The organism is Pseudomonas sp. DCB_AW (assembly GCF_026240895.1).
GTDB classification, from domain to species: domain Bacteria; phylum Pseudomonadota; class Gammaproteobacteria; order Pseudomonadales; family Pseudomonadaceae; genus Aquipseudomonas; species Aquipseudomonas kermanshahensis.
Genome location: NZ_JAPFCE010000032.1, coordinates 1 through 24,063, shown reverse-complemented (window position 1 = coordinate 24,063; position 24,063 = coordinate 1). Strand labels below are relative to the sequence as shown.

Below are 24,063 nucleotides of genomic sequence, written 5' to 3'. Positions count from 1 at the left end.
CCGACTCAGCTAAAACTGGCAAAATGCGCCTGCATCCGCGCCGCATCGGCCTCGCGGCCACTGAACAGCTCGAACGCCTTGACCGCCTGGAACACGGCCATGTTGCTGCCATCCAGCGTGCGGCAACCCAATGCCCGCGCGGCGCGCAACAGTTCGGTTTCCAGCGGGAAGTAGATGATCTCTGCCACCCACAACCGTTCATGCAGCAACTCCACCGGCAGCGGCGTCCCCGGCAGCTTGGCCATGCCCACGGGCGTGGTGTTGACCAGCCCGTCTGCCTCGGCCAATGCTGCGCGCAGGTCAGTGCCGAGCACCGCACGGCCGGCACCGAAATGCCCGTTGAGGTTGTCGACCAGCGCTTGTGCCCGCGCCGCGTCGACTTCGAACAGCACCAGCCGTTCGACCCCTTCGCCCAGCAGCGCATGGGCCACCGCCGAGCCTGCGCCCCCAGCGCCCATTTGCACCACTTGCCGGCGTGCCACATCTGGCAGGCCGCGGCGCAGGCCTTCGGCGAAGCCCAGGCAGTCGGTATTGTGGCCGACCCGCTTGCCGTCCTTGAGCACCACGGTGTTCACCGCGCCGATCCCACGGGCTTCATCCGACAGCTCGTCGAGCAGCGGCAGAATCGCCTGTTTGAACGGGTAGGTGATGTTGAGCCCGGTGAACCCGGTGTGCTGTGCGGCATCGAGCAGGCCGGGCAGGGCGCTGTCGTCCAACTGCAACTGATCGGCGTCGATCAGGCGATACAGGTAACGCAGGGATTGCGCGTCACCTTCATGCTCATGCAGCGCAGGGGTGCGCGACAGCTGGATGCCGCGGCCGATGAGGCCGGCGAGGATGGCCTGTTGGCTCATGCGGTCTGCTCCTGGAACATTTCCGCGAAGTGGCTCAGGGCCAGGCGGTAGCCATGGCTGCCCAGGCCGCAGATCACGCCGACGGCAATCGACGAGACGAACGACAGGTGGCGGAAGGGCTCGCGTTTGTGCACGTTGGACAGGTGCACCTCGATGACGGGCAGTTCACTGGCCACCAGGGCGTCGCGGATGGCCACGGAGGTGTGGGTCCAGGCGCCCGGGTTGATCAGGATGCCAGCACAGCGGCCACGGGCGGCATGGATCCAGTCGATCAGTTCGCCTTCGTGGTTGGTCTGGCGGAATTCGATTTCCAGGCCTTTGGCAAGGGCGCTGTCGGCGCAGCCTTGGGCCAGGTCAGCAAGGGTTTCATGGCCGTACTGAGTGGGCTCGCGGGTGCCCAGCATGTTCAGGTTAGGGCCGTTCAGCACAAGAATAAGGGGCTTCATGAAAGGCATCACTTTGTTGTTTTTGGATGCGCTTATCTTTGTACCACCTGGTTAGTTTCGTCAATTGCATGAACGGGCTTAGACGGGAAAGTGGGCGATAACCGGACGTTTTGCGCCAATACCGAACCCCGCTGATTACAGCATTGTAATGTTCACGCCACCGCCCCGATAAGCACGCCGCCCTACAGTCCCTCGCCAACGCTCGCCGACGAGGACCTGTTTCGTGCCCTGCACCCGTGCCATCCCCCGCAAGATCGCCTTGCTTTGCCTGTTACTGGCGGCCACTGGCAGTGCCCAGGCCAGTGGCCGCCTGAGCCTGCCCGAAGCGCTTAGCGCTGCCTTTGCGCAAAACCCGGAACTCGCTGCCGCGGGCCGTGAAATCGGCATTGCCGAAGGCGAGCGGCGCCAAGCGGGGTTGATACCTAACCCGGAGTTGTCCTGGGAAGTCGAGGACACCCGCAGCGAGACGCGCACCACCACGGTCACCCTGAGCCAGCCACTGGAGCTGGGCGGCAAGCGGGGAGCGCGCATCGCCGTGGCCGGTGCCGGCCAGACCATCGCCCAGCTTGACCTGGAACGCCAGCGCAATGGCTTGCGCGCCGATGTGGTGCAGGCCTTCCACGCGGCCCTGCGTGCGCAAACGGCGCTGGAGCTGGCGCAACAGTCCCAGGCACTGACGGAGCGCGGGCTGCGGGTGGTACAGGGGCGCGTCACGGCCGGCCAGTCTTCGCCGGTAGAGGCCACGCGGGCCCAGGTGCAACTGGCCCAGGCGCAGGCGCAAGTACGCCGCGCCGCCTCACAGCGCAGTGTGGCTTATCAGGCTTTGGCGCGGTTGACGGGCAGCCCGGTGGCACGCTTCGACCGCCTGCTGGCCACTGATCTGTCGCCGGGTGCCGCGCCTGCGGTCGAGGCCTTGCTGGCCAGGGTCGAACAGACCGCCGAGTGGCGCTTGGCGGCGGCGCAGGTCGAGCGCGGCGAAGCGTCGTTGGGGTCTGAAAAGGCTCAGCGCATACCCGACCTCACCGTCAGCCTCGGCAGCCAATACAGCCGCGAGGACCGCGAGCGAGTCAACGTGGTCGGGCTGTCGATGCCGCTGCCGTTGTTCGACCGTAACCAAGGCAACGTGCTGGTGGCTGCGCGACGTGCCGACCAGGCCCGTGACTTGCGCAATGCCGTTGAGTTGCGCTTGCGCAGCGAGACCCGCAGCGCCCTCAGCCAATGGGCCACGGCCATGCAGGAAGTGCAGGCCTACGACCGCACCATCCTGCCCTCGGCGCAGCAAGCGGTAGACACCGCCACCCGCGGCTTCGAGATGGGCAAGTTCGCCTTCCTTGATGTGCTCGATGCCCAGCGCACGCTGATCGAGGCGCGGGGCTTGTATCTGCAAGCCCTGGCCTCGGCGACTGATGCGCGGGCCCAGGTCGAGCGCCTGTATGGCGACCTTGAGGGCGGCTTGTGATTCAGGGGCCGCTGCGCGGCCATCGCCGGCAAGCCAGCTCCCACAAATGAAGCGCCACATTGATGCACGGTGCCGTCCCTGTGGGAGCTGGCTTGCCGGCGATGGGTCGCGCAGCGGGCCCATTGGCTTGAGCAAAAACACGAACAGCAGGAGCAACAATGGATAACCCACGCAAGATCGCCCTCCTGGCGGTCGCTCTGGCCGTGCTTGGCCTCGGTGGCCTGGCCTGGACCGGCAACCTCGGCCAGGCCTCGAGCGGCGAAGCCCAGCACGACGCGCATGGCGAAGACGGCCACGGCCACGATGATGAGCAGGCCGAAGAAGGCCACGCCGACGAGGAAGGCAAATTGCACCTTTCCAGCGCCCAGATCGAGGCGGCTGGCGTGCAGTTGGTAGCTGCCGGCCCCCGTGAGCTGGGCACTGCCATCAGCTACCCGGGTGAGATCCGTTTCGATGAAGACCGCACTGCGCATGTCGTGCCGCGTGTACCGGGCGTGGTCGAGTCGGTGCAGGCTGACCTCGGGCAGGCGGTAAAGCGCGGCCAGGTGCTGGCAGTGATCGCCAGCCAGCAGATTTCTGACCTGCGCAGCGAACAACAGGCAGCCCAGCGCCGCCTGGAACTGGCGCGTCTGACCTTTCAGCGCGAACAGCAGCTGTGGCAGGAACGCATCAGTGCCGAACAGGACTACCAGCAGGCTCGCCAAGTGTTGCAGGAGGCCGAGATCGCGCTGGCCAATGCTCGGCAAAAGGTTGCGGCAGTCGGCCCCGCCGGCGCCGGCAATCGCTATGAGTTACGCGCACCCTTCGATGCGGTGGTGGTGGAAAAACACATGAGCGTGGGCGAGGTGGTCGACGCCTCCAGCAACGCCTTCACACTGTCCGACCTGAGCCGGGTCTGGGCCACTTTCGCCGTCGCCCCACGCGACTTGAACCGGGTCGTCACCGGGCGCAGCGTCACGGTCAGTGCGCCGGACCTGGGCGCCGAGGTTGAGGGCACGGTCAATTACGTCGGCAGTCTGCTCGGTGAACAAAACCGCGCCGCCACCGTGCGCGCCACCTTGGCCAACCCCAACGGCGCCTGGCGCCCTGGGCTGTTCGTGAACATTGCGGTCAGTGTCGAGCGGTCGACCGCCGCCGTGGTGGTACCGGAAAGCGCGTTGCAGACCTGGGAGGAGCAGACCGTGGTGTTCGTGCGTACCGAGCAAGGCTTCGAGGCACGCCCGGTGACGACAGGGCGCCGCGACGCCGGCCAGGTAGAACTCGTCGCCGGCCTGCCTGCAGGCACTCAGGTCGCTGCCGCCGGCAGCTTCGTCCTCAAGTCGGAGCTTGGCAAAGGCTCCGCCGAGCACAGCCATTGAAACCGGGGACGACGCCATGTTCGAACGCCTGATCCAATTCGCCATCGAGCAGCGCCTGGTGGTGATGCTTGCCGTGCTGCTGATGGCTGCGGTGGGTATCCACAGCTACCAGAAACTGCCCATCGATGCCGTGCCGGACATCACCAACGTCCAGGTGCAAATCAACACCGCCGCACCCGGTTACTCGCCATTGGAGACCGAGCAGCGCATCACCTTCGCCATCGAAACGGCCATGGCCGGCCTGCCAGGCCTCAAGCAGACCCGTTCGCTGTCCCGCTCGGGCTTGTCCCAGGTCACGGTGATCTTCGATGACGGCACCGACCTGTTCTTCGCCCGTCAATTGGTCAACGAGCGCCTGCAGGTGGCCCGTGAACAGTTGCCCGACGGCATCGAGGCGGGCATGGGGCCGATTTCCACAGGGCTGGGCGAGATCTTCTTGTGGACCGTCGAGGCCGAGGAGGGCGCGCTCAAGGACGACGGTACGCCCTACACCCAGACCGACCTGCGGGTGATCCAGGACTGGATCATCAAGCCGCAGTTGCGCAATGTGCCGGGGGTGGCCGAGGTCAACAGCATTGGCGGCCATGCCAAGCAGTACTTGATCGCACCGGAGCCCAAGCGCCTGGCGGCCTACAAGCTCACCCTCAATGACTTGATCGCGGCACTGGAGCGCAACAACGCCAACGTGGGGGCCGGCTACATCGAGCGCAATGGCGAGCAGTTGCTGATCCGCGCACCGGGCCAGTTGGACTCCGCCGAGGACATCGCCAACATCGTCATCGCCAGCGTCGACGGCACTCCGATACGCGTCAGCCATGTCGCCCAGGTTGGCCTGGGCCAAGAGCTGCGCTCTGGGGCTGCGACTGAAAATGGCCGTGAGGTAGTGCTGGGCACTGTGTTCATGCTGATCGGCGAGAACAGCCGCACGGTCTCCCAGGCGGTGGCGGCCAAGCTGGTCGAGATCAACCGCAACCTGCCCAAGGGCGTGGTCGCGGTGACGGTGTATGACCGTACCAACCTGGTCGAAAAAGCCATCGCCACGGTGAAGAAAAACCTGATCGAGGGCGCGATCCTGGTCATCGCCGTGTTGTTCCTGTTCCTGGGCAACATCCGCGCTGCGGTCATTACCGCCATGGTCATCCCGTTGTCGATGCTGTTTACCTTCACCGGCATGTTCAGCAACAAGGTCAGTGCCAACCTCATGAGCCTCGGCGCGCTGGACTTCGGCATCATTGTCGATGGCGCGGTGGTGATCGTCGAGAACGCCATTCGCCGCCTGGCTCACGCCCAGCAGCGCCATGGCCGCATGCTGACCCGCGCCGAGCGCTTCCATGAAGTGTTTGCCGCCGCCCGTGAAGCACGGCGCCCGCTGATCTACGGGCAGTTGATCATCATGGTGGTGTACCTGCCGATCTTTGCCCTGACCGGGGTCGAGGGCAAGATGTTCCACCCCATGGCCTTCACCGTCGTGATCGCCCTGCTGGGTGCCATGATCCTCTCGGTGACCTTCGTGCCGGCGGCGCTGGCGCTGTTCGTGACCGGCAAGGTCAAGGAAGAAGAAGGCTTGGTCATGCGCACCGCGCGCCAGCGCTATGCACCGGTGCTGGGCTGGGTGTTGGGCCGGCGCAAGCTGGCGTTCGCCGGGGCGGCAGCGCTGGTGGTGTTGTCCGGGGTGATGGCCAGCCGCATGGGCAGCGAGTTTATCCCCAGCCTCAGCGAGGGCGACTTTGCCCTGCAGGCGCTGCGCGTGCCAGGCACCAGCCTGACGCAGTCGGTAGACATGCAGCAGCGCCTGGAGCGGGCGATCATTGCCCAGGTGCCGGAAGTGGAGCGCGTGTTCGCCCGCACCGGCACTGCCGAAATCGCCTCGGACCCGATGCCGCCGAACATCTCTGACGCCTACGTAATGCTGCGTCCGCCCGCGCAATGGGCCGACCCGAGCAAGCCACGTGAGGCGCTGATTGCCGAAGTGCAGCGCGCCGCGGCCAGTGTGCCGGGCAGCAATTACGAGCTGTCGCAACCGATCCAGTTGCGCTTCAACGAACTGATCTCGGGTGTGCGCAGTGATGTGGCCGTCAAAGTGTTTGGGGACGACATGGACGTGCTCAACCAGACCGCCGCGCAAATCGCCAGCAGCCTGCAGCGTGTGCCGGGCGCCTCGGAGGTCAAGGTCGAGCAGACCACAGGCCTGCCGGTGCTGACCATTGATATCGACCGTGACAAGGCCGCCCGCCATGGCCTCAATGTCGGCGACGTGCAAGACGCCATCGCCATTGCCGTGGGGGGGCGTACGGCAGGCACGCTGTATGAGGGCGACCGACGTTTCGACATGGTGGTGCGCCTGCCCGAGACTGTGCGTACCGATGTCGACGGGCTTTCCAGCCTGCTGATACCGGTACCGGCGAGCAGTGCAGCCGGCGCTGCCCAGATCGGTTTCATCCCGCTGTCGCAGGTCGCGACGTTGAACCTGCAACTGGGGCCTAACCAGGTCAGCCGTGAGGATGGCAAGCGCGTGGTGGTGGTGAGTGCCAACGTGCGTGGCCGCGACCTTGGCTCGTTCGTGCAGCAGGCCGAGCAGGCCCTGATCGAGCAGGTGCAGATACCGCCCGGTTACTGGACGCGCTGGGGCGGCCAGTTCGAGCAGTTGCAGTCGGCCGCCGAGCGTCTGCAGGTGGTAGTGCCGGTGGCCTTGCTGTTGGTGCTGGCCTTGCTGCTGATGATGTTCAACAACCTCAAGGATGGCTTGCTGGTGTTCACCGGTATTCCGTTTGCCTTGACCGGTGGGGTACTGGCGCTGTGGTTGCGGGATATTCCATTGTCTATTTCCGCAGGGGTGGGCTTCATCGCGCTGTCGGGGGTGGCGGTGCTCAATGGCCTGGTGATGATTGCCTTTATCCGCAGCCTGCGCGAGGAAGGGCGCACGTTGCGGGTGGCGGTCGAGGAGGGCGCGTTGACGCGCTTGCGGCCAGTGCTGATGACCGCGTTGGTGGCCTCGCTGGGGTTCATCCCGATGGCGTTGGCGACCGGCACCGGGGCCGAAGTGCAACGGCCGCTGGCGACCGTGGTGATTGGCGGGATCCTGTCGTCCACGGCGTTGACGTTGCTGGTGTTGCCGGCGTTGTACCAATGGGCGTATCGGCGCGAAGAGGTGGCGGAAGGCTGATAATGCCGGGGCCGCTGTGCGGCCCATCGCCGGCAAGCCAGCGCCTACAGGTACCGCGCCTTTTCTGGCTGGCGCACTACCTGTAGGCGCTGGCTTGCCGGCGATGGGCTGCAAAGCAGCCCCAAAAATCTCAAACGCTGCTCCGCACCCCAGGCCGCACGCTATCGACGCCGGCCTCATCATGCAACGAAATGCGCGACGTCTCCGGCAATGCCAACCCTCCCACCAAAGCCACCAGCGCAATCACCACCAGGTAAAACGCCGGTGCCAGGCTGCTACCCGTCTGCCCGATCAACCAGGTCGCCACCAACGGCGCAGTGCCACCGAACAGCGTATAGGCCACGTTGTAGGTAATCGCCGACGCGGTATAGCGGGTCCGTGTCGGGAAGCTTTCCGACAGCAATGCCGCAGTCACCACGCCGCTGCACAGCGCGCCCACGGCCAGCAGAATCACCCCCAGCAGCGCCCCGGACAGTGAGCCGGAACTGGCCAGCCAATACGCCGGGAACACACAGACCATTACCCACAGGCAGGTGAAACCAATGGTCTTGCGCCGCCCCACCCGGTCAGAAAACGCCCCAGCCAGCGGACAGCCGATGGCAGCGAACAACAACGCCACCGTGGTCACCAGCAGCGACTGCGCACGGGTGAGGTTGCCGACCAGTTGCAGGTAGGTGGCAAAGTAGGTGGTGAACATATAGAACGACAGCGCCGTCAGCGAGATGAACGCCCCCAGGTTGCGGATGGCCCGGCCATGGTTGCGCAGGGTCTCCTTGAGCGGCGAGTGCTCGTGTTCTTTGCCCTGGGCCACGGCTTCGCGGAACGCCGGGGTTTCTTCCATGCGCCAGCGCAAGTACAGGCCAACCAGGCCCAACGGGGCGGCGATCAGGAAAGGCACGCGCCAGCCCCAGGCGTTCATCGCCTCGGCCGTCAGGTTCGCTTCCAGGCCGTAGGCGATCACCGCCGCGCAGGCAAAGGCAGAAAAGGTCGAGACCGGCACGAAGCTGCCGTAGAACGCGCGCTTGTCGTTGGGCGCATGCTCCATCAGGTAGGCGCAGGCACCGGCGTACTCGCCACCCGCCGAGAAGCCTTGCAGGCAACGGGCCAGGGTCAACAGCACGGGGGCCGCCAGGCCAATGCTGGCATAGGTCGGCAGCAAGCCGATCAAGGTGGTGGAGCCGGCCATCAGCAAGATGGTCAGCGACAGGATGCGCTTGCGCCCCAGGCGGTCACCCAGTGCGCCGAACACGATACCGCCGAGCGGGCGCAGGGCAAATGCCACGGCAAACACGGCGAAGGTCTTGAGCAAAGCCACGCTGGCATCTTCACTGGCGAAGAACTGGCTGGCAATCAGCGTGGCGAGAAAGCCATAGACGGCAAAGTCGAACCACTCGACGAAGTTGCCGATGGCAGAGGCGGCGATCACCCGGCGCAGGGTGGCGGGGGATACCTCATGAGGTGCGGACATGTGGGAGCTCTCCGGTTTCCATTGGCAGCCTGAATGAACGTGACGCGGTCGGGCCGCGTCATCATTGTTGTGCTTGCCAGTAGATCGATGAGCGCCTGCGGGGGCTTCGTCGAGGGCGACACTGGGATGTCTGTTTCAACCAGGCAGGCTACTGCCGGCCAACCTTCCACGGGGCGTAGTCGAGTTCGCTGTAGCCTTCGGCTGTGCCTTGCTCATTGGTGCTGAAGCCCGGCATCGTGCTCAGGTCGAGCTTCATGCAACGGCTGTTGAGCTGCGCCTGCAGGTTGCCGTCCAGGCGGAAGGCCGCTTCACGCAGGCGGGTTGGGGAAAGCTGCACCAGGCAACCCTCGACCTTGCCTTGGGCATTGGCCTGGTAGAACACCGTCGCCTTGCCGATGCTGGTGACCGGCTGATCGCGCAGCAGCTGTTGCCAGAAGTACTCGCGCTGGGCGTTGGCGCGTTGGCGCGCACTGCCGGGGGCCTGGATAGACGCGGGCAGCTGGACGATGATCGGTGCGCGTACGTCGAGCGTTGCCTCGCCGCCGAACAGCGACGCAGGCACGACCGGGTAAATGGTCTTCCAGCACAGTGCCTCGACCAGGTTGGCCAACGCCTGATGGTCGGAGGGCATGACGTCGGCGGGCAGCAGCGCGCCGTATTTGAACGGGGCCTTGCTGGCCTTGCAGGCGACTGGGGCGCTGTGCCGGTCGAAGGTGACCTGCAGGGTGACGGCGCCCAGCTGCTCGCCGGTTGGGGCCAGGGCAATGCTGCGCTCCAAGGCGCGCTGCATCTCGACAGTGAAGGTTTTGAACGCCTGCGCATCGGCGGCTGCCTGAGTGTCCGTGGACGGGGACGCTTGGCAGCCAGCCAGGGCAATCAGAGCCGCGCTCAGGAGCGCGGGGGGCAGAGTTTTGAACACGTGAACTTCCTTGCTGAAACGGTAGCCGGGTGTCTTCGTGAGCCGGCGGGTCATGAACGTGGCAGCTTATCACTGGCAGCGCTGCCACGGGATAACCCCCGTGGCAGCGCTGTTCGATCAGAAGCGCATGTCCAGCGCCACCTCGAAGGTACGCGGAGCACCCATGTAGTACTGGGAGCTGTAGGCCTGCTTGGCATACACCTCGTCGGTCAGGTTGCGCACCCGCCCGGTCACTGTGGTGTGCTCATCCAGCCGGTAGCGGGCGAAGGCACCGAACAGCGTGTAGGCCGGTGCCTTGAGGGTATTGGCATTGTCGGCATACACCGAGCCCACGTAGCGCCCATCGACCCCCGCCGACCACGCGGACGTGAAGCTGTAGGTCAGCCACAGGTTAGCGACGCTGGCCGGTACGTTGACCGGCGTATTGCCCTTGCGTGACACCGATACCCCGTTGACCGCTTCGTTGAACGTGTCGTACTGCGCATCGACGTAGGCGTAGTTGGCCTCGGCCAGCAGTTTCGGCGTGACCTGCAGCCGCCCTGACAGCTCGACGCCGCGCGAGGTCTGCTGCCCGGCCTGCACCGTCTGGTTGGCATCGTTGGAGTCACGCACGGCAAAGTCCTTGCGCACGATCTGGTACAGCGCCAGCGTGGCGGCGCCGCGGCCGTCGAGGAAGTCGAACTTGCTGCCGACCTCCCATTGCTCGCCCTTGGACAGGTCGAACAGGCCGACGTTGGAGTAGGTCGCCGCTGCCAGTGAGCCGGCTGGCAGATCGGCCGAGCTGCTGTACTGCGCGTACACACTGGCACTGGGCGTCAGCGCGTAGGTCAGGCCGATGCGCCCGGAAAGCGGCTCCCAGCGGCGCTCGAAAAACGCCGGCGAGGTGGGCGAGACCGTTCCGTAGTTGGTCACTTGCATGTCCAGGTAGTCATAGCGCAGGGCCGTCAGCAAGGCCAGGCGATCGGTCAGTTGCAGGCGGTTTTCGGCAAACACCGCGCGGTTGGTGACTTCGTGACGACGCTGCTTGGTCAGGCCGGCATTCACCACGGGGATGTCGTCGAAACTGCCAGGGTCGAAATGGTCGGGGTCGACGACGTCGCTCCAGCTGCTCGACGTCGGGTAAAGGGTCTGGCGCATGCGCGAGTATTCCAGCCCTAGCGACCATTGGCTGGCGAAGCCGAACAGTGTGTTGTCATGGCGCAACTCGATGCGATCGCCCAACAGGTTCTGGTCGTGGCTTTGCAGGTAGGGGCTGCTGCGCTGCACATTGCCATTGGCGGTGTAGCTGTAGCGTTCAACGTTGCGGTAGTCGCGCTGGGCGTTGTAGTGGTACAGCGTGTTCTGCACGCTGGTGCTGTCGCTGAGCTGGTAGTCGAGGATCGAACGCAGCCAGCGTACCCGCTGTTCGTAGCGGCCGTCCGCGACGTTGTAGTTTTCGAAGCGGCGGCTTTTGTCGATCTTCATCGTGCTGCGGCCCGGCAGGATCGGCGAACCCCAGTACGGGCTGTCTTCGCGGTCTTCCTGGTACTCCAGCGCGAGGGTGTGGGTGAGGTTGGGCGCTAGGTCGCTGAGTACCGAAAACGCGAGGCTGTCGGTGTTGCGCTGGTTACGGTCGATGTAGCCGTTGCCCTGGCCCCGGCTGAAGTCCAGGCGCATGAAGTGGCGGGCGTCGGCGGGGTTGCTGGCCAGCGCCTGATTGATGCCGAAGGCCACTTCTGAGTCATCGAAACTGCCGTAGCGCAGGCGGCCGTCGATGATCTGCTGATCGCGGCTGGCAAGCTTGGTGATGTAGTTGATCGAGCCGCCCACGGCCCCCGCGCCATGCAGGAAAGAGGACGGCCCGCCGATCAGTTCGACCCGGTCGAGTACCCAGGCATCCACGGGCCGGGTGGCACTGCTGTAGCCCAGGTTGATGCCGTTGTAGAGCTGGGTGACCTGGTTCTGGGTGAAGCCCCGGTAGGCGACGAAGCCGCCATAACCGGGGTTGGCCGAGGCGTTGACGCCGGTCATGGCGTTGATCACGTCCTGGCTGTCCTTGGCGCCGTGCGCCTCGATCAGGCGGCGGTCCGAGACACTGACCGATGCCGGGGTTTCCCGTGCGGTGAGGCCCAGGCGCGAACCGGTTTGGATCGGCTCGTCCAGTTGCACACCGGAGGGGGCGTCGCGTTCGCCATCGATGGTGGTGGCGTTGAGTTCGACCGGGGCAGTGTCGGCCCAGGCGAAGGTGCAAGTGCCCATGAGGAGCACCAGGGAGGTCTTGCGGATCATGTTGTCGTGTCTTCCACGCAAAAGTCATGGCTGACCGCGAGCGCGCACAGGCGCACCCGCTTGAGGTCAGGCGAACAGAAGGGCTGCGGGAAGCGCGGCGGGGGAGGCGCGGGGGTTGAGGGCAGGGCGCAAGTAGCGCGGGGGCGGTTGTGCCCAGCTGCGCACGACAATGGGCGAGGTGGCCCCGGACTGGGGCGGCAGGAACGCCCAGCCGGTGTGGGCAAGCGGCACTGCCAGGCCGAACGAGGAGCACACAGGGCAGTCGAGCTGAGCCATGTGCTGGTCGCCACCGGCGTTGTCCAGGTTGATGGCCGGGCCGTGGTCACTGCTGATCGAACAGAAACCACCCTCGAGGCCCGCCAGGCGCAGGCCACTCATCTGGCCGTGATGCAGGCCGCACAGCAATAGGCTGAACAGGACGCTGGCATAAAGCGTCCAGGCGGTCAGCGTGCGGGTCTGCCGGGTGGTTTTCATGGCGGCGAATCTATCACCCGAATGCGTGATCGGGTAGCCCTGGTAACGCAAAATGCTGGGGTGCAAAGCACCTGGATTTGGTTGTCCGGAAGCGCAGAGAGCTACAACGAGGTTAGTGTCTTGGCCTCAGCGATGACGATGTCAAGGTTCGAACTGACCTGAGAATTGACAAGATTGTACAACGTTTTGTACCATTCCCTTGCTGCCGGTACGAATCGGTAACGTTTTCTGGGCCTTTTGGTAAATGCCGGATCGGCGTTTGGTCCAGAATTCTTGATGGAGTAGCACTAGCACTCACAGGTCACCCGGACATGTCCATGACGCGGGCTAATGACCATTGGAGAGACCCTTCCCGGACCTGCCACACACGATGGCGCTCTCGGGAAACAACCTGGTCTGGGGTTATCCCAGCGAGGATTACTTATGCACGTACTGACTTTTAGCCAGGCTCGCGCCGACCTGAAGCAGACAATGGATGATGTTTGCCGGGACCACGAGCCCGCCATAATCACGCGCCAGCGTGGCGAACCTGTCGTGATGCTCTCTCTTGAGGATTACAACGGCATCAACGAGACCTTGCACCTGCTGGGATCGTCGAAGAACGCCTCGCGCCTCCGCTCATCCATTGCTCAGCTCCGGGCCGGCAAAGCCGTAACCAAGGAATTGACAACAAATGAGCAAGAACAAACAGAGTAATAAAGACAGTGCGCGCACCATCGCAGGGGTGAAGTTTACGGATGAAGCATGGGAAGACTACTGCCACTGGCAGCAGGCCGACGCCAAAATCCTGAACAACATCAACTCGCTTATCACTCAGTGTCGCCGCACGCCCTTCACTGGAACTGGCAAGCCAGAAGCCCTCAAGGGCGATCTGACTGGTTTCTGGTCACGTCGTATCACCAAAGAGCACCGCCTAGTCTATTTCTTCGAGGCTGACGTACTCACCATCCTGCAATGCCGCTACCACTACGATGACTAAGTTGTAGCGCCGCGTCGTGAGCGCAGCCATGCTGCCAGCGTTCGGCTGCGGAGCGTTCGCCAGAGGACTCAAATTCTCCCTCTATGTCCACCCCGCTTGGCTCAGGCCGCGCGCTCCAGCACGTCCAGTAGGTCGGCAAACTCCAACGCCAACTTGTGCCGCGGTGCCATGTGCACCAGCGGCACTGACGCCTGGTGCGACTCGCGCATCTTGATCGAGCTGCTCAGGTACACCGGCAGCACCGGAACCCCTTCAGCGCGCAGCTGATCGACCAGTGTCTGGTGCAGTGCCGTGCGCCCGGCGAACTGGTTGACGACCACGCCCTCCACCTGCAGCGCTGGGTTGTGGTCCTGGCGTAGCTCCTCCACTTCGGCCATGACGCTGTGCAGCGCATGGCGCGAGAAGCTGTCGCAGTCGAACGGAATCAACAGCCGTTCGGCGGCCACCAGGGCGCTGAAGGTGTAGAAGTTCAGCGCCGGCGGCGTGTCGATGTAGATCCGCTCGTAGTCTTCAGCCAATTCCACCAGCAGCTTGCGCAGCTTGTTGATCTTGAACTTGCTTTCCAGCTTGCTTTGCAGGTCGCTGAGGTCGGGGCTGGCGGTGATCAGGTGCAGGTTGCTGTAGCGGGTCTCGGTAATTGCCACACGGGGCTTTTTGCCGTACGCGGTGGCGGAAGACAAGGTCTGGCGGAAGAAGTCGGCAATGCCCGAGGGGATGGCGTCATTGACCAGGCCGGTCAGGTAGTAGGTGGCATTGGCCTGCGGGTCGAGGTCGACGAGCAAGGTCCGATAGCCTTCAGCGGCACTGGCGGCAGCCAGGTTGCAGGCGATGCTCGACTTGCCGACGCCACCTTTCTGATTGAAAACCACACGACGCATGAGACGCTCATCCATGAAGAGTGAAAATGTCAGGTTGGGGTCAATCCTATGACTGAAACACGACAGTTTTATGACAAGGCTTGTAACAACTTTTGCGAAGGGCCTGGCCGTGACGGTCTGCGCGGGTTTTCAGGGCTGAACCCGCGCGACACACACCCGATTGCGCCCATTCTGTTTGGCCGCGTACAGCGCCCGGTCCGCCTCGCTCAATGCATCGCCAGGCTCGCTGCCGGTGCCGCCCGGCCAATGCGCAACCCCCAGCGAAATCGTCACCGCGCCCACGGGTTCCACCGGCGTATCCTGCACCGTTACCCGTAGCCGCTCTGCAACCGCTGCCGCGACCGCCAAGCTAGCCCCCGGCAGCAGCATGAGAAACTCCTCGCCCCCGGTACGGCATAGCAGGTCGCCCTCTCGGCAACAGCGGCGCATCAGCTCGGCCAGCCGCTGCAGTACCTGATCGCCCACCTCATGCCCATGGCCGTCGTTTACCCGCTTGAAGTGGTCGATATCGAGCACGATGGCCGAAAAAGCCCGCCCTTCGGCCTGCAGCAACGACAGGCTGAATTCCAGGTTGCGGCGGTTGCCCAGCCCGGTCAGTGGGTCGGTCTGGGCATCGTGGTTCAGCCGGCCGATGCGCTCCTGAAGCAGGTTGAACCCAAATAGCAGGGCACGCTTGAGCTCGGCCGCCTCGAAGTACCAAGCCGGCACCCGATGCAGGCGCTCGGCGGTGCCTGCGCGGTCCATCGACCTGGCCCCGGCCGCCAATTGCCAGAGTGGCCGAGCGATGGTCATCGCCAGCCACCACAGCACCAGGCTGCCCACCAGCGCCAGCGGGGCCGAGGTGCCGATAACGTTGAGCACAAGGTGGCTCAAGGGCGCCACGGTCTGCGCCAGCGGCTGCTGCGCCACCACACCCCAGCCAGCGCTCGGCACCGTGGCAAACCCTGCTAGCATTTCCACGCCCTGGCTGTTGGTCAGCTGGCGGGTGCCGCTGTCCAGGGTCGCCAGTTGATCGATCAGCGGGTTGCCTTCCACCACCGTGCCCACTCGCTGGTTGTCCGGGTGATAGAGCAGGCGGCGGTTGCGGTCGACCACATAGAGGTACGAGCCGTCCTTGTAGAAGTGCTCGCCCAGCAGGCTGTTGAGGATGTTGCGCTCGCGCAGGTACAGGCTGCCACCGACGTAGCCCAGGTAACGCCCAGTGGCATCGAAGATCGGCTGCGACAGTGCCACCACCAGGTTGTTGGCGGTGGACAGGTAGGGCGTCGACACCAGCGCCTTGCGCCCTTGCAAGGCCTCCTGAACCCCGGGCGACTGCACCTTGGTATTGAGGTAGTGGCGCAATGAGGCAGGGGAGATTGCCCGCAGGATCCCGTCGGCATCGACCACGAACGTCGAGTTGAAGGCCAGGCCCTGGTGCAGCACGCGGTCGGTCTCCGCCTGCAGCGCGGCGGCATCAGCCAACTGGTGGGCTTGTACGCCGGCACTGAACGACAACTGCTGCAAGGCACTGGCGATGAAGGTCTCGGTGATCGACGCCAGCTTCGCCGCGTACACCCGGTTGGCCTCCAGGGCGTGGTCGATCAGCAACTGACGCTGAACCCGGTAGCTGGCGAAATAACTGGCGCACAGCATCAGCAGCGCGGTGAGGGCGCAGAGAATCAGAATGAGCGAGCGTAAATCCAGGCGCAATCCGTGCTTGGGGTGTGGCAATCCTGACCTCACTGGTACGAAAAGGGAGTAACCCTGCTGCTTGTAGGTGTAGTGCGTTATTGTCGCCGTAGCGGTGAGTTACGTCGATCAGGAACCTGCTTTTTCCAGTTCAGCCAGCTCATCTTCGACCTGCTGCATGCGCTGCTCGGCCAAAGCCTGCACCTGGGTGTCGCGGGCGGTTTCGCGCATCAGCGCGGTCAGTTTTTCGCTCAGGCGCTTGCCGGCCTCAGTCTCTTCAAGTGCGCGGGCCTTGGCCGGGTCCTGCATGGCTTCGACGATGCTGGCGAATTCAGCGTCGCTGAAATTCGTTTCGCTGTAGAGCTTGAACAAGTCCTGGCGCTGGTCTTCGACCGTCAGGTGTTTGCGCAGCACCTCACGGATGCGCGCCTCGGGCACCTGCGGGTGGGCTGGGGCCAGCAACGACGCCATGCGGTCGATGTTGTGCTCATAGGCGTCCTGCAGCGGCAGCTTGGCCAGAATCTGCGCTTCGCGGGAGGGTTGCTGGTCGCAGGCGGCGAGGGCGGTGATCAGCAGCAGGGGCAGTAGCAACGTCTGGAGGCGGGGCATGGGGTGGCCTGGTTGGGCGGTCTAGGCCTGCGATTATACCGGGGTCTTGATCGCGATGAGCCCAGAATTTGCCATGGGCGGCGCGCTGGGGTAGAACCTTTGCCCTCGACTCATTGCCTGTAGCCCACATGCCGAACTGGATCATCCAACCCGTCCCGCGTGACGCCATCGACGAGGTGGTCGTTTTTGTCGACAGCGCCCGCCGCGAACTTTTCCCGCAGCTTGCCGACGCACCGTTGCCCCCTGACTTGGCTCGCTTCGCCGAGACTTACCTAGACGGCGAAGGCGTGTTTCTCGAAGCCCGCGATCAGGGCCGTTTGGTGGCCGTGATCGGCTATGTGCCCTATGACCATCGCTTCGCACAACTCGACTATCAGCGGGTGTGCGTGGTCGAGGTGGTGCGCTTGTTCGTGTTGCCGGCCTATCGACGCCATGGCCTCGCCGCCGCCTTGTTCGCCGCCTTGCGCGGTGCGGCCGAACAGGCGGGTGTCGAATGCCTGTACCTGCACACCCACCCGTTCCTCCCGGGCGCGATTGCCTTCTGGGAACGCCAGGGGTTCGCGGTGATCGATGTGGAGCAGGACCCCGTCTGGCAGACCACCCATATGCAGCTGACGCTGGCATGACGTCGCCGTAATCGGTCAGAAACCGCCTACAGCTGTTGTTGTGGCGTGTTCAACGCGTTCATTTCCATAACGCATCTGCTTGCTTACCGTCTCCCTCAAGGCTTACCCAACGCCCCCAAGGGAGACTCACCGATGCCACACATGGCCCTGTACAAGCTCAAGCTGCTGGACGAATTCGAAGACTGCAGAGACCCGTGGTCGTTCGGCCACTTCGAAAACAGGCTGATGGATTTGTGGCGGGGTGCCACGCGCCACGACGCCAAGGGCATCATCAATGCGGCGCACAAGGAAGGGCGTTGGCCCAATACCGTGAAGCGCTACCTGCTGACCAACTACAAGGCGTTCGGCAATGTCAGCGCAGAATTGGAGCAGACGTTTATGGAAGTGGTTGCTGCGATGACCTCGCAGGAAAAAGCCGAATGGGGCTTGCAGCCGCTATCCGCTGCAGCGTCTTGAACCGGGGGGCTGCTGCGCAGCCCGTCACCGGCACGTTGGTGCGAAGCCTGGGTCCCTGAACGATGATCAGAACCCGCCGCCCAGCGGCCATTCGACCGCCAGGCGGATCTGGTCACCATCCAGTTCCGCCTGCGCCGTGTTCCCGCGGTGCGCGTTATGCCGTACCGAGAACGTGGTGCCCTTGGCCTTGCCACTCTGCACCACATAGCGCGCTTCCAGGTCGCGCTCCCAGTGCTTGCCACCCTTGCCATACCCCAGGTACGCGTAGCCGCCGGTGGGGTCGACATGCGTGCCATCGATATCGAACCCGCGCACGTACAGCGCCGTCAGGTTCAACCCGGGCACACCGTAGGCGCCCATGTTCAGGTCATAGCGCGCCTGCCATGACTTCTCGTTCGGTGCGTTGAAGTCCGACATCTGCACGGCGTTGGCGATATAGATCGCGCCCCGCGTCACATAGTCGAACGGTGTATTGCCGTCTACCTGCTGCCAGCCCAGGCTGAACCCGTGCGGCCCCTGGTTGTAACGCGACACCAGGCTCCAGGTGGTGTTGTCGATGCGCCCGGACAGCGCCTTGCCGGTGTCGGTGGTGCGGTACAGGTTGAGGTCCAGGCTCAAGCTGCGCCGGTCATCCAGGGCGTGGGTCAGGGTGCTGCCCAGGTAGTGCTGGTTCCAGCTGTCCTCGTAGCGCGAGGTATACAGGCTGCCGCTGAAGGCCGCGCCGGGGTTCCAGACCACGCCGGCCAGGTCGAAGGCATTGCCCTGGCGGCCATTGGAATAGTTCACCACGAACCCTTGATCGTGGCTTGAAGCGTTGCGATCCGCGTTTTCATTGAAGTGGCCGGCCACCAGCCGAAGCGTGTCGATCTCGTTGCTGGTGAGGAAAAACCCCGTCGCGGTCTCGGGCAGCAAGCGGCTGTCGGACGAACTGAAGACCGGGGTTTTCACCCGCTGCTCGCCGTAGGACAGCACCGTGTTCGACACCCGCATCTTCAAGGCTGCGCCTGCTCGGCTGTATTCGTTTTTCGGGTGCCCGTCGTTGTCGATGCCCAGCAAGCGCGCCTTGCCGGCTCGGCCACCGCCGCTGTCGAGCTGTACGCCCAGATAAGCGTGGGCATCGATACCGACGCCGATCAGGCCTTGGGTAAAGCCAGACTGCAAGGTCCCCATCAAACCGTAGGCCCATTCCTCAGCTTTGCCGCTACGTTCGTCGCGTGGCTTGTAGGCATTGCGCGCACTGCTGTTGCGCCCGCCATGCTTGTAGTCGCGCTGGTCGAACACGCTGCGGTTGAGGATGCTCCAGCTGGCGTCTTCTACCAAACCGTTGCTCTGGGACTGAGCGGAGTCAGCCAATGCGAGCGGGGTAAGCCCGAGCAGAGGCAGGGCCAGCAACAGCCGGCTCATTGCCCGGCCCCCAGCTTCTGCAGTTGCGCTTCGAAACGGGTTTTCGCCCGTGCAGGCAGGCTGGCAGGCACTGTGGCCGGCGCCGCGTCACCCACCTGGATCACCATCACCATGCCCATCGCCAAGTGCGGAATGCACTGGATACCGTACATGCCGGGTACGCTGAAGGTGTGCTCGTAGGGCTGGTTGAGCTTGCTCTTGAACGCCTCAGCGCCCTGCGGCAGCAACCCCGGCACACTGGCTGCGTTGTGCCCACTCATGGTCGGCACAAAGCGCACGGTATCGCCGGGTGCGATGCGCAAGTGGTCCGGCTCGTAGACCATCGCGCCCTGCGTACCGCGGTTGAGCATCTTCACTTCATGCACGTCTGCCAGCGCGGCAGGGGCAAACAGGGTGCTGGCGAGCAGCAGGGCGACAGGGCGCAACAGCATGGTGGGAACTTCCTGGTTCAGGGGGCGCGAAAACGCAGAATGCGTGCGCCGTCGAAGGGGTCGGTAAGGTAGTGGGCGTGTACGCCGAAGGTGCTCAGCAGGCGCTCTGGGGTGAGGACGTCGAGCGGCTTGCCGAGGGCGACCAGGCAGCCTTTGTCGAGCACCGCGAGGCGGTCGCAGGTCAGCGCCTGGTTGAGGTCATGCAGGGCCACCAGCGTGGTAACCGGCAGCCCCTGCACCTGTTGCAGCAGGCTCAGCTGGTGCTGGATGTCCAGGTGGTTGGTCGGCTCGTCGAGCAACAACACCTGGGGGCGTTGCGCCAGGGCGCGGGCAATGTGCACGCGTTGGCGTTCACCACCTGAAAGCGAATGCCAAAGCCGCGTGCGCAGGTGCAGGGCATCCAGGTCGGCCAAGGCCTGCTCGACGATGGCGCGGTCTGCTTTGCTGAACGGCGCCAGGGCCGACAGCCAGGGCGTGCGGCCCAGGGCAACGGCGTCATACACGCTGATGGCGTCAGCGGTATCGGCCTGCTGCTCGACCAGCGCCAGGGCCTGGGCAATGCGCCGGCGTGGCAGTTGCGTGAGCGGCTCGCCCAGCAGCTCGACACGGCCACTATCAGGCTTGCGCAGGCCCGCCAGCAGTTTGAGCAAAGACGACTTGCCCGAGCCGTTAGGGCCGACGATGCCCAGCGTTTCGCCGGGGATAACGGTTAGCTCGATGTCGCGCAGTACAGGGTTGCCGCCCAGTTGCAGCCCTAAGCCCTGGCAGGCCAAGGGAGCAATCTTCACGTTGGCCATGACGGTCATGGGCGCCCCCTTCTGCTGACCAGAATCAGCGCGAACACTGGCGCGCCGATCAGCGCGGTCACCACGCCCACCGGGATCACCTGGCCTGGGATCAGCGTGCGCGACAAGATATCGGCGCTGATCAGAAACAGTGCGCCGCCCAGCGCACTGGCCGGCAGCAGGCGGCTATGCCCGGGCCCCAGCAGCAGGCGCAGGGCGTGGGGGATGACCAGCCCGACAAAACCGATGGCGCCGACGATGGACACCATCACCGCCGTCACCAGGGCGGCACAACTGATCAGCAACAACTGAGTGCTCCGCACCGGGATCCCCAGCGACGCGGCCGAGTCGGCGCCGAAGGTAAAGGCATCCAGCGCGCGGCGATGCCACAGGCACACCACCAGCCCGAACAGTGCCACGGGCAGGGCCAGCCACACGGACGGCCAGCGCACGCCACTGAGGTTGCCCAGCAGCCAGAACAGAATGCCGCGCGCCTGCTCGGCAGTGGCCGACTTGGTGATGAGGAACGCGGTCAGCGCAGTGAACAGTTGCGAGCCAGCGATGCCGGCGAGTATCACCTGGGCGTTGTTGCTGCTCGGCCCGGCGGCGCGTGCCAGCACCAGCACCAGCGCAAACGCCGCCAACGCGCCGATGAAGGCACCCCCGGACATGCTCAGGGCGACGCTGCCCAGCCCCAGCAGGCCCACCATCACCGCGCCGGTCGAGGCACCGGCCGACAACCCCAACAGGTAGGGCTCGGCCAGCGGGTTGCGCAGCAGCGCCTGCAGGATCACGCCACACGTGGCCAGCCCGGCGCCACAGGCGGCGGCGACCAGGGTGCGGGTCAGGCGGTAGTTCCAGACGATACCGGCATCGATCGGGTCGACCGGGTAACCGGCCTGCCACAGGTGATTGGCCAGCACTTGGTAGACCACGTTCGGCGCCAGGTTGCTCTCGCCGATCGCCGTGCCGGCCACCAGCGCGACACACAGGGCTGCCAGGGCCAGGGCGCTGTAGGGCAACAGGCGGCTCATCACTGGGCTGCTTTACCGCTGGCGAACGCCGTCGACAGCGTCTGCAGGCCACGGAACAGGCGGATGCCAGCCTGCATGGCGTCGGCGTCGAGGACGATGATGCGGTCGTTCTTCACTGCGTCCATGTTGCGGGTAACCGGGTCGTTGCGCAGGAATTCGAGTTTTTTCTGGTAGTCGTCTGCCGGGAAGCGGCGACGGTCCATGCGGGCGATGATCAACCAGGTTGGGTTGGCCTTGGCCAGGGTTTCCCAGCCCACGGTCGGCCATTCTTCGGTGGACTCCACCACATTGCGCGCCCCCAGGGTACGCAGCATGAAGTCAGCCACCCCTTGGCGGCCGGCGACGTAGGGGTCGATATCCAAGTCGGCGCTAGAGAACCAGAACAGTGCCGAGGTGTTCGACAAATCCTTGCCAGCCAACTGTGCCTTGGCGCTGTCCAGGCGGCCCTTGAGGTCGGCGTTCAACGCGGTGCCGCGGTCTTGCACGTCGAAGATTTCGGCCAGCTGGTTGACGCTCTTGTAGATGCTCTCGACCTGGAACGCCTGCAGGCGGGTGCCGTCGGCGCCCACCAGGTTGTCCTTGCCTTCGCAGTCCGACGGCAGCAGGTAGGTCGGGATCTTCAGCTCGTCGAACTGCTCGCGGGTGCCGACCACGCCTTGTGCGCCGACCATCCATTCAAACTGTACGGCCACCAGTTGCGGACGCTTGCCGACCACCGCCTCGAAACTGGGGTCGTTGTCGGCCAGGCGCTCGACCTTGTCGTTCAGCGCCTTGTACTCGGGCAGCACGTTGTTGAACCACAGCGAGGTACCGGCCAGCTTGTCGCCCAGCCCCAGTGCGTAGAGCATCTCGGTGCCGGCCTGGCCAATGGTCACTGCACGCTCGGGCGCGTGGGCGAAGGTCTGCGGCATGCCGCAGTTGTCGACCGTGAGCGGGTAGTGGGTGGCGGCAGCCTGGGCCAGGCTGGTGAGGCCGAGGCCGGCGATCAAAGCGGCAAGACGAGGCAGCATGAGGGGACGATCTCCTATCGAAGGGTTCACGGAATGAACGCATGGACAGGCATCGCCGAGCCCCGTGCACGCGGCAGGGGGCAGCACCCAGAAAAGGGTGGAGATGGCCATCCCGGACACCCCGCCGGTTGGTGTTTTTGCGCCGGCAGGTCTCCTGACTGGTGCGTCATGGCCCAGCTCCAGCCTTCCCGGACAAGGTTATCCAGTGGCATCGATGGAGCAGGCTCGGCACCTACAGTTGCGGGGGCAGTTCCGTTTGGCCCGCGTTAGCGGGCTTGGGATTCCCTATTAATTCCGTGGTGGAAACCGGCGGCCGGCATGGTAGACCATCAGGCAGCCGGGTGAAAACGCTTTTCAGAAGTACTTGAGCCAGGTGATGTCACGCCGACGCGCCTTCAGCCGGGCGAAGCTACGTACCGGCAGGTACAGCGACACGGCGAGCAAGGCGGCGCCCAGCCACACGGCGCCGATGCCGTCGAAGCCAAAGTAATCCCCCTGGTTGTGGCCGAACAGCGCGACGCAGGCCAGGTAAAGCAGCTTCAGCACATACAGGTGCAGCAGGTAGAAAAACATCGGTGCTGCGCCGTAAACCGCCAGGGCGTTGATCCAGCGGGCCTGGCCGGCACGCTCGAAGGCGCGCAACAGCAGCAGGCCACAGCCCAGGGTGAGAGCCAGGAACAGCAAGGACGGCGGATACTTGGTGATGTTGAAGAAGCTCATCAGCGTTTGCGTCAACGTCGGGTACCCGCTCCAGGGTGCCTCGCCGTAGCCGTTGAGCATGCGCAGCACGACAAAACCAAGCAGTGCGATCACCCCGGCCAGCAGCAGGCGGTGCTGGCGTTGGCCTGCGTCGCTGCCACGGGCGAACCAGGGGCCAAGGCCGTAGCCCAAGGCGATGACGCCTATCCACGGCAGCACCGGGTAGGAGGTGCGCAGGCGCAGGTGGTCGGAGAATGCCAGCCAGCCACGGTCGTGCAGGATTGCCCACGGCACGTGCAGGGCCGACTCAGCGCCGAAGTGCAGGCTGTCGAGCAGGTTGTGCCCGGCGACGATGATTGCACCCAGGGCGATCAGTACCGCCCGTGGCAACCACACCAGCAGCGACAGGGCGATCATGCTCACGCCAATGGCCCAGATCACCTGCAGGTAGATCACGCTGGGGGGCAGTTGGAAGGTCCAGGCGAAGTTGACCAGGGTGAACTCCAGTGCCACCAGGAACAGCCCGCGTTTGAACAGAAAGGCCGAGACATCGCTACGGCCCTGGTACTTCTCGCCATACAGCCAGGCCGAAAGGCCCGTCAACAGGACAAACACCGGCGCGCACAGGTGGGCCAGGGTACGGCTGAAGAACAATGACGGGTCGGTGACGTCGATGGCCATCGGGTCGCTGACCTGGCGGTGCAGAAAGAAGGTCTCGCGGACGTGGTCCAGGAGCATGAACAGGATGACCAGGCCGCGCAGGGCATCGATGCTCTGCAGGCGCTGGGTAAGCAGGGTGGGGGTGGCGCTGGCGCTAGTCATGGAAGGTCGCTGGTAGGAATGGGTGTCAAATGAAACGTTATCTTATAACTTAAATTGGGTGGTCAGCAATGGGGATTTGGAGGGGGTGTATGGCGTGAGGGGGGGGCCTATGAGATCGAGCGCCGCCCGCGCGGCGCTTCGCAGCACAAGGCTGCTCCTACAGTTGTTTCGGGCCAGTAACGCCTGTGCCTGCGCGCGCGACCGCCTTGTTGGTCCGACGCGATATCAAGGTGGGCACCAAGGGGCCGCG

General features: G+C 64.5%; 22 protein-coding genes and 1 riboswitch. Of the genes, 7 read left to right on the top strand and 15 right to left on the bottom strand.

The window, feature by feature from the left end; genetic code table 11:
- Positions 1-5: 5 nt before the first annotated feature.
- Positions 6-854 carry a shikimate dehydrogenase gene (locus OO306_RS17520; protein WP_085273256.1) on the bottom strand — a complete coding sequence of 283 codons (849 nt, stop codon included), beginning with the start codon at positions 852-854 and terminating at the stop codon, positions 6-8.
- The gene (gene aroQ, locus OO306_RS17515) at positions 851-1,300 is read right to left on the bottom strand and encodes a type II 3-dehydroquinate dehydratase (protein ID WP_027593852.1); all 450 of its coding nucleotides are present in this window, start codon (positions 1,298-1,300) and stop codon (positions 851-853) included. Before aroQ ends, OO306_RS17520 begins: the two co-directional genes overlap by 4 nt.
- 223 nt (positions 1,301-1,523) lie before the next feature.
- On the opposite strand from aroQ, the gene OO306_RS17510 reads away from it, so the two are divergent.
- The 3 genes from OO306_RS17510 to OO306_RS17500 all read left to right on the top strand — a co-directional run bounded on the left by OO306_RS17510 (position 1,524) and on the right by OO306_RS17500 (position 7,280).
- On the top strand, positions 1,524-2,759 hold the full coding sequence (locus OO306_RS17510) for a TolC family protein (protein WP_265969465.1): 1,236 nt from the start codon (positions 1,524-1,526) through the stop codon (positions 2,757-2,759).
- Positions 2,760-2,917: 158 nt separating this feature from the next.
- A complete protein-coding gene (locus tag OO306_RS17505; protein WP_265969464.1) occupies positions 2,918-4,117 on the top strand; it encodes an efflux RND transporter periplasmic adaptor subunit in 1,200 nt (399 codons plus the stop codon).
- A 16-nt stretch (positions 4,118-4,133) separates the two neighbouring features.
- Entirely contained in the window at positions 4,134-7,280 is a 3,147-nt protein-coding gene (locus tag OO306_RS17500; RefSeq protein WP_265969463.1) for a CusA/CzcA family heavy metal efflux RND transporter, read from the top strand.
- A gap of 130 nt (positions 7,281-7,410) precedes the next feature.
- Here the strand turns inward: OO306_RS17500 and OO306_RS17495 are convergent, their stop codons facing one another.
- The 4 genes from OO306_RS17495 to OO306_RS17480 all read right to left on the bottom strand — a co-directional run bounded on the left by OO306_RS17495 (position 7,411) and on the right by OO306_RS17480 (position 12,409).
- On the bottom strand, positions 7,411-8,748 hold the full coding sequence (locus tag OO306_RS17495) for an MFS transporter (RefSeq protein ID WP_265969462.1): 1,338 nt from the start codon (positions 8,746-8,748) through the stop codon (positions 7,411-7,413).
- Positions 8,749-8,896: 148 nt separating this feature from the next.
- Positions 8,897-9,667, bottom strand: coding sequence for a hypothetical protein (locus OO306_RS17490; RefSeq protein WP_265969461.1), 771 nt, complete (start codon positions 9,665-9,667; stop codon positions 8,897-8,899).
- A gap of 117 nt (positions 9,668-9,784) precedes the next feature.
- Complete coding sequence (locus OO306_RS17485; RefSeq protein ID WP_265969460.1) at positions 9,785-11,935, bottom strand: TonB-dependent siderophore receptor; 2,151 nt, start codon at positions 11,933-11,935, stop codon at positions 9,785-9,787.
- Positions 11,936-12,001: 66 nt separating this feature from the next.
- Complete coding sequence (locus OO306_RS17480; protein WP_085273260.1) at positions 12,002-12,409, bottom strand: DUF2946 family protein; 408 nt, start codon at positions 12,407-12,409, stop codon at positions 12,002-12,004.
- A gap of 423 nt (positions 12,410-12,832) precedes the next feature.
- Between OO306_RS17480 and OO306_RS17475 the strand changes: the two genes are divergently transcribed.
- Both OO306_RS17475 and OO306_RS17470 read left to right on the top strand, forming a co-directional pair.
- The gene (locus OO306_RS17475) at positions 12,833-13,105 is read left to right on the top strand and encodes a type II toxin-antitoxin system Phd/YefM family antitoxin (RefSeq protein WP_238217793.1); all 273 of its coding nucleotides are present in this window, start codon (positions 12,833-12,835) and stop codon (positions 13,103-13,105) included.
- Complete coding sequence (locus OO306_RS17470) at positions 13,083-13,388, top strand: Txe/YoeB family addiction module toxin (protein WP_265969459.1); 306 nt, start codon at positions 13,083-13,085, stop codon at positions 13,386-13,388. Before OO306_RS17475 ends, OO306_RS17470 begins: the two co-directional genes overlap by 23 nt.
- Positions 13,389-13,489: 101 nt before the next feature.
- Here OO306_RS17470 and OO306_RS17465 read toward each other — a convergent pair whose 3' ends face one another.
- The 3 genes from OO306_RS17465 to OO306_RS17455 all read right to left on the bottom strand — a co-directional run bounded on the left by OO306_RS17465 (position 13,490) and on the right by OO306_RS17455 (position 16,546).
- Complete coding sequence (locus tag OO306_RS17465) at positions 13,490-14,266, bottom strand: ParA family protein (protein ID WP_265969458.1); 777 nt, start codon at positions 14,264-14,266, stop codon at positions 13,490-13,492.
- Between the two features lie 129 nt (positions 14,267-14,395).
- A complete protein-coding gene (locus OO306_RS17460; RefSeq protein WP_265969457.1) occupies positions 14,396-15,979 on the bottom strand; it encodes a sensor domain-containing diguanylate cyclase in 1,584 nt (527 codons plus the stop codon).
- An 87-nt stretch (positions 15,980-16,066) separates the two neighbouring features.
- Positions 16,067-16,546 (bottom strand): hypothetical protein, encoded by a 480-nt coding sequence (locus OO306_RS17455; protein ID WP_265969456.1) that lies wholly within the window; start codon positions 16,544-16,546, stop codon positions 16,067-16,069.
- A 128-nt stretch (positions 16,547-16,674) separates the two neighbouring features.
- Here OO306_RS17455 and OO306_RS17450 point away from each other — a divergent pair, with 128 nt between their 5' ends.
- Together OO306_RS17450 and OO306_RS17445 are read left to right on the top strand one after the other, a co-directional pair.
- On the top strand, positions 16,675-17,172 hold the full coding sequence (locus OO306_RS17450; protein ID WP_238217784.1) for a GNAT family N-acetyltransferase: 498 nt from the start codon (positions 16,675-16,677) through the stop codon (positions 17,170-17,172).
- 132 nt (positions 17,173-17,304) lie between these two features.
- Entirely contained in the window at positions 17,305-17,628 is a 324-nt protein-coding gene (locus tag OO306_RS17445) for a hypothetical protein (protein ID WP_238217782.1), read from the top strand.
- A gap of 66 nt (positions 17,629-17,694) precedes the next feature.
- Here the strand turns inward: OO306_RS17445 and OO306_RS17440 are convergent, their stop codons facing one another.
- The 6 genes from OO306_RS17440 to OO306_RS17415 form a co-directional block, all read right to left on the bottom strand.
- Complete coding sequence (locus OO306_RS17440; RefSeq protein WP_265969455.1) at positions 17,695-19,032, bottom strand: OprD family porin; 1,338 nt, start codon at positions 19,030-19,032, stop codon at positions 17,695-17,697.
- Positions 19,029-19,463, bottom strand: coding sequence for a pseudoazurin (locus tag OO306_RS17435; protein WP_099453542.1), 435 nt, complete (start codon positions 19,461-19,463; stop codon positions 19,029-19,031). The genes OO306_RS17440 and OO306_RS17435 overlap by 4 nt, the downstream gene beginning before the upstream one ends.
- Positions 19,464-19,480: 17 nt before the next feature.
- Positions 19,481-20,269: an ABC transporter ATP-binding protein gene (locus tag OO306_RS17430; protein WP_252823472.1), complete on the bottom strand. Its 789-nt coding sequence runs from the start codon at positions 20,267-20,269 to the stop codon at positions 19,481-19,483.
- Positions 20,266-21,282, bottom strand: coding sequence for an iron ABC transporter permease (locus OO306_RS17425; RefSeq protein ID WP_265969454.1), 1,017 nt, complete (start codon positions 21,280-21,282; stop codon positions 20,266-20,268). The genes OO306_RS17430 and OO306_RS17425 overlap by 4 nt, the downstream gene beginning before the upstream one ends.
- Positions 21,282-22,292, bottom strand: coding sequence for an ABC transporter substrate-binding protein (locus tag OO306_RS17420; RefSeq protein ID WP_265969453.1), 1,011 nt, complete (start codon positions 22,290-22,292; stop codon positions 21,282-21,284). The genes OO306_RS17425 and OO306_RS17420 overlap by 1 nt, the downstream gene beginning before the upstream one ends.
- A 126-nt stretch (positions 22,293-22,418) precedes the next feature.
- A riboswitch (cobalamin riboswitch) is annotated at positions 22,419-22,618 on the bottom strand.
- Positions 22,619-22,646: 28 nt separating this feature from the next.
- Positions 22,647-23,813, bottom strand: a complete 1,167-nt coding sequence (locus tag OO306_RS17415; protein WP_265969452.1) for a DUF1624 domain-containing protein — start codon at positions 23,811-23,813, stop codon at positions 22,647-22,649.
- Positions 23,814-24,063: the final 250 nt, after the last annotated feature.

What these genes read in the sequence shown, in the direction of transcription:
- OO306_RS17480 (WP_085273260.1), bottom strand. Translation starts at nt 12,409, where the DNA reads ATGAAAACCACCCGGCAGACCCGCACGCTGACCGCCTGGACGCTTTAT.
- OO306_RS17470 (WP_265969459.1), top strand. Translation starts at nt 13,083, where the DNA reads ATGAGCAAGAACAAACAGAGTAATAAAGACAGTGCGCGCACCATCGCA.
- OO306_RS17465 (WP_265969458.1), bottom strand. Translation starts at nt 14,266, where the DNA reads ATGCGTCGTGTGGTTTTCAATCAGAAAGGTGGCGTCGGCAAGTCGAGC.
- OO306_RS17505 (WP_265969464.1), top strand. Translation starts at nt 2,918, where the DNA reads ATGGATAACCCACGCAAGATCGCCCTCCTGGCGGTCGCTCTGGCCGTG.
- OO306_RS17455 (WP_265969456.1), bottom strand. Translation starts at nt 16,546, where the DNA reads ATGCCCCGCCTCCAGACGTTGCTACTGCCCCTGCTGCTGATCACCGCC.
- OO306_RS17500 (WP_265969463.1), top strand. Translation starts at nt 4,134, where the DNA reads ATGTTCGAACGCCTGATCCAATTCGCCATCGAGCAGCGCCTGGTGGTG.
- OO306_RS17415 (WP_265969452.1), bottom strand. Translation starts at nt 23,813, where the DNA reads ATGACTAGCGCCAGCGCCACCCCCACCCTGCTTACCCAGCGCCTGCAG.
- OO306_RS17450 (WP_238217784.1), top strand. Translation starts at nt 16,675, where the DNA reads ATGCCGAACTGGATCATCCAACCCGTCCCGCGTGACGCCATCGACGAG.
- OO306_RS17475 (WP_238217793.1), top strand. Translation starts at nt 12,833, where the DNA reads ATGCACGTACTGACTTTTAGCCAGGCTCGCGCCGACCTGAAGCAGACA.
- OO306_RS17485 (WP_265969460.1), bottom strand. Translation starts at nt 11,935, where the DNA reads ATGATCCGCAAGACCTCCCTGGTGCTCCTCATGGGCACTTGCACCTTC.
- OO306_RS17440 (WP_265969455.1), bottom strand. Translation starts at nt 19,032, where the DNA reads ATGAGCCGGCTGTTGCTGGCCCTGCCTCTGCTCGGGCTTACCCCGCTC.
- OO306_RS17435 (WP_099453542.1), bottom strand. Translation starts at nt 19,463, where the DNA reads ATGCTGTTGCGCCCTGTCGCCCTGCTGCTCGCCAGCACCCTGTTTGCC.
- OO306_RS17520 (WP_085273256.1), bottom strand. Translation starts at nt 854, where the DNA reads ATGAGCCAACAGGCCATCCTCGCCGGCCTCATCGGCCGCGGCATCCAG.
- aroQ (WP_027593852.1), bottom strand. Translation starts at nt 1,300, where the DNA reads ATGAAGCCCCTTATTCTTGTGCTGAACGGCCCTAACCTGAACATGCTG.
- OO306_RS17495 (WP_265969462.1), bottom strand. Translation starts at nt 8,748, where the DNA reads ATGTCCGCACCTCATGAGGTATCCCCCGCCACCCTGCGCCGGGTGATC.
- OO306_RS17425 (WP_265969454.1), bottom strand. Translation starts at nt 21,282, where the DNA reads ATGAGCCGCCTGTTGCCCTACAGCGCCCTGGCCCTGGCAGCCCTGTGT.
- OO306_RS17420 (WP_265969453.1), bottom strand. Translation starts at nt 22,292, where the DNA reads ATGCTGCCTCGTCTTGCCGCTTTGATCGCCGGCCTCGGCCTCACCAGC.
- OO306_RS17430 (WP_252823472.1), bottom strand. Translation starts at nt 20,269, where the DNA reads ATGACCGTCATGGCCAACGTGAAGATTGCTCCCTTGGCCTGCCAGGGC.
- OO306_RS17445 (WP_238217782.1), top strand. Translation starts at nt 17,305, where the DNA reads ATGCCACACATGGCCCTGTACAAGCTCAAGCTGCTGGACGAATTCGAA.